The organism is Pseudomonas onubensis, from assembly GCF_965653655.1.
Lineage (GTDB): Bacteria > Pseudomonadota > Gammaproteobacteria > Pseudomonadales > Pseudomonadaceae > Aquipseudomonas.
The window spans coordinates 1-435 of record NZ_CBFHAZ010000295.1; the positions used below are offsets into that span (position 1 = coordinate 1).

General features: G+C 38.4%; 1 protein-coding gene. It reads right to left on the reverse strand.

Translation table 11 applies throughout. The annotated features are described in order from the left end of the window. A partial coding sequence (locus ACTD9P_RS30025) for a glutaminase (RefSeq protein WP_438870482.1) occupies positions 1 to 344 on the reverse strand: 344 nt, incomplete at its 3' end. Positions 345 to 435: the final 91 nt, after the last annotated feature.

A 435-nucleotide genomic window follows, 5' to 3' on the forward strand; every position in this document is an offset into this window, starting at 1 on the left:
GTTATTGCTCCTGCATTAATCATCGGATTGAACGGCTTATTATTATGGCTCTCCAGGCGGACGATCGAATTAAATGAATCTCCTGTAGGCTCCACATCAACATAGTGCATGATTTCCTCTATCCCGTGATAATTGGCAGCAACCATAAAACTGATTACTTTCACGACACTTTGAAGCGTAAAAGTTTCTGTACAATCCCCTAATTCGATTTCATGTTCTGCACTTAGTAAACTTACAGCAAATAAATCACCATTTGCTGCAGCAAGCGCCGGTATATAAGATGCGACCTGACCATTAGCTGTCCTTTGCTTTGCCTGTTCATAAATCATTTGTAATTTATTCATTGGACACTAGTTGCTGTAACTAGCTGCTCACCTCCCCATTTTCTATCATATACGCTATATTTATTATTTCCTTTTTTCCATTCGAATATAT